The organism is uncultured Cardiobacterium sp., assembly GCF_938028825.1.
In the GTDB taxonomy this organism is placed as follows: domain Bacteria; phylum Pseudomonadota; class Gammaproteobacteria; order Cardiobacteriales; family Cardiobacteriaceae; genus Cardiobacterium.
Window position 1 is genome coordinate 1 of the sequence record NZ_CALIZP010000061.1, and the last position, 6,698, is coordinate 6,698.

Below are 6,698 nucleotides of genomic sequence, written 5' to 3' on the forward strand. Positions count from 1 at the left end.
GTTTTTCTTGACCTGTTTGGAGCCGCAGAAAAAGCATTTTTTGTGTTCAAAGGTTATGACCTCGCGTAAAGCCTTGCAGCGTAAGGGCTACAGCGATTTTTAGCATGAAATTTGTCCATTACGCCGCGGTTTACCGCGCTTCAGTGCACTAAAAAATTTGCTTTTTTGAGATTTTGAACAGGTTCTTAGAGAAAGGCATCCAGCACGTTGTTGAGCAGGGCAAAGCCGCGTTCGCTGGTTTTCAGGTGCTGTTCGATGTCGGCTTCTATCAGCCCTTGCGCGATGAACTGCGTCAGCGTTGCCCGCAGTTCGTCCAGGGTCAGCGCGCTGCGCTCGTGCAGATAGGCGGTTGGCACGCCGTCTTTCAGGCGCAGGGCGTTCATCATGAATTCAAATACCTGTTCGTCGCGCGGCACGGTGAAGCGCTGGTCGCGGTAGGGGCTGTCGCCCGCGCCCGCCGCTTTTTGCTACGCCCCCGGCGCGCGGTATTTGCTGCTGCGGCTGATGCTGCCGTCGCGCGTCTGTTTGCCGTGCGCGCCGGCGCCGATGCCGGGGTAGTCGGCGAATTTCGCCTGTTCAAAGGTGCCGGGGTTGGCTTCCAAGGTGATTTCGCAGCTGTCCGGCAAGGGGCTTAGCGGTTGATGCCGTCGAGCAGCGCGTCAATGGCGGCACCGCGCAACAGGCTGGGCGTGCCGCCGCCGATGAAGATGGTTTCAATCGGGCGCAGGTCGAGGTCGTGCGCGAGGCCGGCTCGTCGTTGGCTTCATCGACTACCGGGAAGAGGGTGCGGCAGGTGCGCAGGATGACGATGCAGGCGAGGAGCGGCGGCAGTAGTTCATGAGAATTATTATGGTGGAAATAATTCCTGGAATGATGATATATTTTTGGGAAGACATGGATAATGATGACGAACGGAAATATGGACAGACGGATTTCTAGCTGTCACGCAGAATGGCGACAGGCACGCCAACAAAGCATTTCTGATGAAGGTGCAAATATGATATTTGCTGGATTACGGCAGGAGGAATTCCATGAAACTGAACGAATATGTTGAAGAGAGGCCACCCCGGTCGCAGCAATACTATAACCGGGTTTATTTGGGGCTGTTCGCCGGGCTGGTCTTGGTCGTTTTTGTTCTGTTCCCCAAAAGAGGCATGGAATTCAAGCGGTATTTGAGCTTTGACCAGCAAAAATGAGATGTCATTTACGTCAAAAGCCGTTCAAGAATACCCAGCCGGGCATCGCGGACAGACTCAGCAGAAACCAAGACGCGATATTCCGATTTCCCATCTACACCAGGAGAAATACTATGATGCAAAAATATTTTACCTGGATTAATTTGGTTATATTTTGTGCGATCCTGCTGATGGTATACATAGATGCACGTGTTATGACACAAAAACAATTTAACTGGATATATTTATTTCTATTTTTTGTATTCTTGCTAACGCGCCATGTCATTTTTCCGATAACGACGATTGAGTTCAAAAAGAAATTGGTTTTTGATAGTGCCAAAGGAGATGTGATTATTGCAGATGGCGATTCCAGAACGCCAATCATGTATGCCCAACGCAGCCTTAGGCCTGATACCCGCCGTTCTCTAAATCCTTTTATGGAATTAAACATTAATGGAAAAACGTATTATTGTGATTGCAATTTCTCGCCATGCAAGAATCGAGATTATTTTAATAAATCTTCTGGCAATGATGTTATTGAAAAACTAGAGATACTGCAAATTAATAAAAAAAGAAGCTGCCTGATACTGAAAATGAATTATCTAGATATGGATTATAATCTTAGTTCTTTTCAGGTAAATTATCTATTGCAAGATAATAAGCTGAAAGAAATTGAGCCTCGGAATAATGCAGAAAATCGGGTTGCTACTTATTGTTTTATTGTATTTTTGTTAATATACACCCTCTTCAAGAATGTGAAAAATATTTTTCACAACAAATCTTAAAGGAGAAGAAAACCATGCCTAATAAAATTGCAAATACCATTTATGCTATTTTTACACGAGAAGAGTGGGAGAAAGTGGCTAATATTTATAGCCATAATGGCTATGCAAACCAATCATACCACGCGCCGAGCGGGCGACGAAGCCATCATCACCCTGCGCATCAACCACCGGCGCTGGGACATACTCGCCGAAGACTACCGCGACACGCGGCGCTTTATCGGCCACAGCTACACCGTGACCGGGCGCAGTATCACCGCCAAACTGGGCGCGGACTACACGCAGGGGCGGCATATCAAGTACGAACAAAGCCGCTACGCACGGCAAATCGCCGACGAACAGTTACAGCCGACGCCCTACACCATCGCGGGCTGGGACGCGGTGGACTGGCTGGTGCCGGGCGACAACTACACCGTGAGCGGCCAAACGCCGATTGCCGTCGTGATGGACATCGCGCAGGCCATCGGTGCCTTTGTCGAGTCGCATCCCTACGAGCCGCAACTCTTTGTGCGCCCGGTGTGGCAAAAAGCCGCGTGGGAAAAGCCGACACCGGCGCTCACCATCCCGTCCAACCTGATCTTGAGCGTGTCGGGACAACGCCGCATCAGCGAGCGCTGCAATGGTGTGCGTGTGGTCGGCAAAGGGGCGACCGCCAAAGGCGCGCTGGTGTGGCGCGAAGGTACCGACCAAACGCCGGAAGCGGCGCTGCGCGAACATGCCCTCTACACCGACGAAACCGCGCACCGTGCCGCAGGCATCCATGCCCTGTCCGAAACCGGAACGCACAAAATCGAGACCGTCACCTTGCCCTGGGCGGAAAAATACCAACTGCCACTCGCCAGCCTCGGCGCAGTGTGGGCATTCACCGAAGCGGGGAAAACATGGCAGGGCGTCATCAAGGGTATCCAGGTGGACGTGACACTGGATAACAACGCGCCTGTCGTTACACAAACGCTCACCATCGACCGCTACATGGGGGACTGATATGAACATCCGCCAGCAATTTGAGAGCCTGCTCAACCCCAAACGGCGCATGACCGCGAAAATCACCGGCGGCAAAGGCGCGAACATGTGGGTGGCCGAAACCCCGACCGGCGCTGTGGTCGTCCTCACCGGACAAGGGCAAATCGGCCAGCACGTGTACTACAACGCCTATACATTGGAGATTGAGGGCGAGGCTCCGGCGGTGGCGTGGGCGGAAATCAAGGTCTAGTTAACGCTTATTTTTACCGGATGTAAGCGCTTCGATAGCCTCTGCATCCGTCATATTGCGAGTATCAACGAACGGGATAAGGACAACATCCTCAAATTCTTTCAGGCGCGCCTGCATCTCTTCATAGCGCGCGGCGGGGACAAGAGCCAACGACATCGCCAGCATCATGCGCAACAGCAACTACAACCGCGTCCGGCAAACCGACTACCCCACCGCCGCCCATTATCTTGACGGCATTACCGTAATCCGTGCGGACTACCGCGACCTGCTGCCGCGTTACACGGGGCAGTCGCGCGTGTTGCTGGTACTTGACCCGCCCTACGTCAACACGACGCAAGACGGCTACCACAAAGCCGACTACTTCGGCATGGTCGCCTTCCTGCAACTGATGCGGATGGTGCGCCCACCGTATATCATGTTTTCCAGTACGCGCAGCGAGTTTCCGGCATGGCTTGATCTAACCCTGCAAGAGCATCTGGACGGCTGGCAGAACTTTACGGGCTACCGTACTGCCACCCTCAAAGCAACCCTCAACCAGAGGGCTACTTACGAGGACAACGTGGTGTACAAATTCTGACGCCCCAAAAAACAAAGCCACCGGCAAGGGTGGCTTTCGAGGTGATTTTTCTGCGGTGAATAAATCTGCATTTTATGCAGATATAAGCAACGCAAGCGGCAAGAGCTTATGCACATTTAAAGCAGGTTTTATGCACATTTAAAGCAGGTTTTATGCACATTTAAAAAGCGCCGTACATGTCCGGCTTGAATTTGACCACGCCGCGCGCGTAGTCAATCGTGCCATATTCCGTGCCGTCGTCGTCCACCACTTTGCCCGCGCCGTCGTCATGCACGGTCTTGTAGGGGTCAACCAGGCAGGTCTGCACGTTGAGCACGGGCAGCAGTGCAGCGTGTCCCGCCTGGCGCAGGTAGGCCTCGCCCTCCTGCACCTTGCGGTCGTAGTCCTCGATCAGCAGGTTCCAGGTCATGGCGAAGCTCTTCGGTTTGATTTGCGTCTGGCCGAGGTTGAGGCTGACCATGCCCTGCCCGTCGCGCAAGGGTGCCTTGAATTCTTTGTTTTGCGGCTCGCCCACCGAGTAATCCACCTTGACGTCGAGGTGCTGCCCGCCGCCCGGGAAGTCCGTCAGGGTGATGTCGCCCGTGCGGTAGTCGATTTTCCCGCGCCAGGCGCCGGTGATGTTGCCCGCGCCGTCATCCTGCGCCGTTTTGGCGCCATTGTCCGTCCAGCTTAATTTGACGCTGCCCGGCGTAACCCCTGCTTCGGTTTTGAGCAGCATCACCGCTTGCGGGCGCTCGCCGCTGCGGTTGTTTACCGTCGCCGTTGTTCCCCAGGTGTAGAGGATTTCACTGCCGACGTCGGGCAGCTCGCCGCAGGTGATGGAAACGGTGCCGGTGGCGTAGTTGAGGCTGCCGCTGCCGTGCGCGGCACTCGCGCCGCGCAGCGCGCCGCTGCCGTCGTCGCGCAGATCGTACCAGCGCCCCTGCGCGCGGTAGCTGACTTGCAGGCTGCCCGGCGCCGGGGCGGGGATGATGGTCTGCACGTAGTTGTAGCCCCGGTTGTTGTTGACGATGCTGATGCTCGCGCTGTCCGCCACCTGAATAAATTCGGCGGCCGGGCGGAAGGCCGCCTGCCAGGCACTGCCGCTGACATACTGGCTGAAGGTCAGGATGCCGCGCGGGTAGTCGATACTGCCCACGGCCTGATCGCCTGCGTACAGCGTCCCGCCACGGTCGTTGAGGGTGCTGCCGCCCGCGCTGAGGGTGAGCGAGCCGGGCAGGATGGCGTTGCCGAGGTGGACGGTCGCGCCCTCGTTGAGCGGCGTGGCGGCGGCGAGGGTGATGACGCCTGTGGAGGAAGCGGCGAGAATCTGCGCCTGCCCGGCGGCGGTAAGGTCGGTCAGCGCCGTTTCCACCTGCGCTGTCGGCACCAGTTTTTCCATCAGGGTCGGCACGCGGATTTTGAGCGCCTGCGCTTTCGCGTCCGCCACCAGCGGCTTGACTCCGTAATACTGCGCGCCGTCGGCAATGTGGGTTTCCCTGATTTTGCACGGCGGCTCCGCCTTGCCCGGCTCCGGATAATCTACCCCGGTAAAGTCGGTGGTGAGCGCGGTCGAGGTCTCCATCTTCACCACCGTTTTCACAAACTCCTTGCCTTCCGGCGTGGTGAAGGTGCGCTCTTCCGAGGTGACGCGGATGACCTGGATGTACTGCTCCACCTGCGGATAACCGCGCGCCTCCTGGCGCAGACAGTACACATCGCCAATCAGCGGCAGCGGCTCGCCGGGGCGCTGATAGGCCTGGACGATGCGCGAGCCGAGCGACTGCGTCGAGAGCAGGGTCATGCGCGATTCAATCGTGGCAACGGCATAGGCTTCGATGCGCTTGATGATGTCGCGGCGCAATTCGCCGTAGCGCACGCCCTTGTAGAGCAGGTAGCTGACGTTCTCTGCTTTTGGCGGGCGCGAGATAATCATGTGTGCGCCGCCAAGCGGGATGTTCTCCGGCACCCGCACCGCGCCGTGGACACTGCGCAGGTTAAGCGCGCCGACGGTGCGCGCCACGTCGGAAATGGGCGTAAAGAGTTCGTTCTCGCGTCCGGAGAGCGGGTCTTTCACCATCAAGCCGCCGCCGTCGGCGGAGTCGTCAAGGCGTTCGGTCGGGTAGATTTGCAGGTTCTGCTTGGTGAGAGCGGTGTGTTTTTGGGGCATGGGTTACTCCATAAAATATTTACACGGATGTTAATTTTTTCTGGCAATAGTTAGCACAGAAGCATATAATTCACCCCATCGAAACAACCGGAGGTGAAGTGAAACAAAGACAATTCCTGAAATGGCTGAAGTCCCAAGGGGTGGAGGCAACGGATGCCAAGAGACACATCCAGCTGCGCTATCAGGGCAAAGTAAGCCATATGCCCCGCCACCCCGGCGACGAAATCACGACGGGTCTGGCGGAAGCCATCAAGAAGCAACTGGGGCTCAAGTGAGCCCCGGTCTTCGGGAATTGTCCACCCCGCAACACAGGAGAAGCTATGTACTACTACGCCCACTTTGACCACGCCGCCGACGGCATCACCGTCACTTTCCCCGATATTCCGGAGGCCATGACCTGCGCACAAACCGATGAGAAAGCGATGGTGATGGCTGAGGACGTGCTGCTCACCTGCGTGGAGCTGTACTTTGATGAAGGCTGGGTTTTCCCGCTTGCCCGTGCAGGACGCGAGGGGGAGACGGCGGTCTATTTGCCGGAAACGGTCTATGCCAAAATCCTTTTGCACAACACCCTTTTGGAAAAGGGCGAAAGCAAGGCGAACCTTGCCCGTCTGCTCGATACCCAGCCACCCGAGGTGCAGCGCATCCTCAATGTGCGCCACAAAACGCGTATTGACACGCTGGGACGGGCGCTGGCCGCGCTGGGTCGCCCGCTGCATCTGTCGGTGTAGGGTAGTCATATCGTCAGCAAATGCACCTGCACCGCTTCATACTGCGCTGTGCCGTCTTCGGGGCTGGCGTA

Annotated in this window: 11 protein-coding genes; 7 read left to right on the forward strand and 4 right to left on the reverse strand. The window is 56.3% G+C overall.

Annotated features, from left to right (window positions below; genetic code table 11):
• Window positions 1-185: 185 nt before the first annotated feature.
• Window positions 186-386, reverse strand: a complete 201-nt coding sequence (locus tag Q0562_RS08895; RefSeq protein ID WP_298643601.1) for a hypothetical protein — start codon at window positions 384-386, stop codon at window positions 186-188.
• A gap of 81 nt (window positions 387-467) precedes the next feature.
• On the reverse strand, window positions 468-626 hold the full coding sequence (locus Q0562_RS08900) for a hypothetical protein (RefSeq protein ID WP_225756424.1): 159 nt from the start codon (window positions 624-626) through the stop codon (window positions 468-470).
• Window positions 627-1,031: 405 nt separating this feature from the next.
• On the opposite strand from Q0562_RS08900, the gene Q0562_RS08905 reads away from it, so the two are divergent.
• The 4 genes from Q0562_RS08905 (at window position 1,032) to Q0562_RS08920 (ending at window position 3,170) form a co-directional block, all read left to right on the forward strand.
• Window positions 1,032-1,196: a hypothetical protein gene (locus Q0562_RS08905; protein WP_298643603.1), complete on the forward strand. Its 165-nt coding sequence runs from the start codon at window positions 1,032-1,034 to the stop codon at window positions 1,194-1,196.
• A 113-nt stretch (window positions 1,197-1,309) separates the two neighbouring features.
• Window positions 1,310-1,960, forward strand: coding sequence for a hypothetical protein (locus Q0562_RS08910; protein WP_298643604.1), 651 nt, complete (start codon window positions 1,310-1,312; stop codon window positions 1,958-1,960).
• 102 nt (window positions 1,961-2,062) lie between these two features.
• Window positions 2,063-2,941 carry a hypothetical protein gene (locus Q0562_RS08915; protein WP_298643605.1) on the forward strand — a complete coding sequence of 293 codons (879 nt, stop codon included), beginning with the start codon at window positions 2,063-2,065 and terminating at the stop codon, window positions 2,939-2,941.
• 1 nt (window position 2,942) lies between these two features.
• A complete protein-coding gene (locus Q0562_RS08920; RefSeq protein WP_298643606.1) occupies window positions 2,943-3,170 on the forward strand; it encodes a hypothetical protein in 228 nt (75 codons plus the stop codon).
• Here the strand turns inward: Q0562_RS08920 and Q0562_RS08925 are convergent, their stop codons facing one another.
• Entirely contained in the window at window positions 3,171-3,338 is a 168-nt protein-coding gene (locus Q0562_RS08925; RefSeq protein ID WP_298643608.1) for a hypothetical protein, read from the reverse strand.
• Here Q0562_RS08925 and Q0562_RS08930 point away from each other — a divergent pair.
• Window positions 3,337-3,747 (forward strand): hypothetical protein, encoded by a 411-nt coding sequence (locus tag Q0562_RS08930; protein ID WP_298643610.1) that lies wholly within the window; start codon window positions 3,337-3,339, stop codon window positions 3,745-3,747. The genes Q0562_RS08925 and Q0562_RS08930 overlap by 2 nt on opposite strands.
• A gap of 160 nt (window positions 3,748-3,907) precedes the next feature.
• Here the strand turns inward: Q0562_RS08930 and Q0562_RS08935 are convergent, their stop codons facing one another.
• A complete protein-coding gene (locus tag Q0562_RS08935) occupies window positions 3,908-5,896 on the reverse strand; it encodes a hypothetical protein (RefSeq protein WP_298643611.1) in 1,989 nt (662 codons plus the stop codon).
• A gap of 98 nt (window positions 5,897-5,994) precedes the next feature.
• Here Q0562_RS08935 and Q0562_RS08940 point away from each other — a divergent pair, with 98 nt between their 5' ends.
• Together Q0562_RS08940 and Q0562_RS08945 are read left to right on the forward strand one after the other, a co-directional pair.
• A complete protein-coding gene (locus Q0562_RS08940) occupies window positions 5,995-6,171 on the forward strand; it encodes a type II toxin-antitoxin system HicA family toxin (RefSeq protein ID WP_298643613.1) in 177 nt (58 codons plus the stop codon).
• Between the two features lie 45 nt (window positions 6,172-6,216).
• Window positions 6,217-6,627 (forward strand): type II toxin-antitoxin system HicB family antitoxin, encoded by a 411-nt coding sequence (locus tag Q0562_RS08945; RefSeq protein WP_298643614.1) that lies wholly within the window; start codon window positions 6,217-6,219, stop codon window positions 6,625-6,627.
• Window positions 6,628-6,698 lie beyond the last annotated feature (71 nt).

What these genes read in the sequence shown, in the direction of transcription:
- Q0562_RS08895 (WP_298643601.1), bottom strand. Translation starts at nt 386, where the DNA reads ATGATGAACGCCCTGCGCCTGAAAGACGGCGTGCCAACCGCCTATCTG.
- Q0562_RS08905 (WP_298643603.1), top strand. Translation starts at nt 1,032, where the DNA reads ATGAAACTGAACGAATATGTTGAAGAGAGGCCACCCCGGTCGCAGCAA.
- Q0562_RS08910 (WP_298643604.1), top strand. Translation starts at nt 1,310, where the DNA reads ATGATGCAAAAATATTTTACCTGGATTAATTTGGTTATATTTTGTGCG.
- Q0562_RS08915 (WP_298643605.1), top strand. Translation starts at nt 2,063, where the DNA reads ATGCAAACCAATCATACCACGCGCCGAGCGGGCGACGAAGCCATCATC.
- Q0562_RS08920 (WP_298643606.1), top strand. Translation starts at nt 2,943, where the DNA reads ATGAACATCCGCCAGCAATTTGAGAGCCTGCTCAACCCCAAACGGCGC.
- Q0562_RS08930 (WP_298643610.1), top strand. Translation starts at nt 3,337, where the DNA reads ATGCGCAACAGCAACTACAACCGCGTCCGGCAAACCGACTACCCCACC.
- Q0562_RS08925 (WP_298643608.1), bottom strand. Translation starts at nt 3,338, where the DNA reads ATGATGCTGGCGATGTCGTTGGCTCTTGTCCCCGCCGCGCGCTATGAA.
- Q0562_RS08935 (WP_298643611.1), bottom strand. Translation starts at nt 5,896, where the DNA reads ATGCCCCAAAAACACACCGCTCTCACCAAGCAGAACCTGCAAATCTAC.
- Q0562_RS08945 (WP_298643614.1), top strand. Translation starts at nt 6,217, where the DNA reads ATGTACTACTACGCCCACTTTGACCACGCCGCCGACGGCATCACCGTC.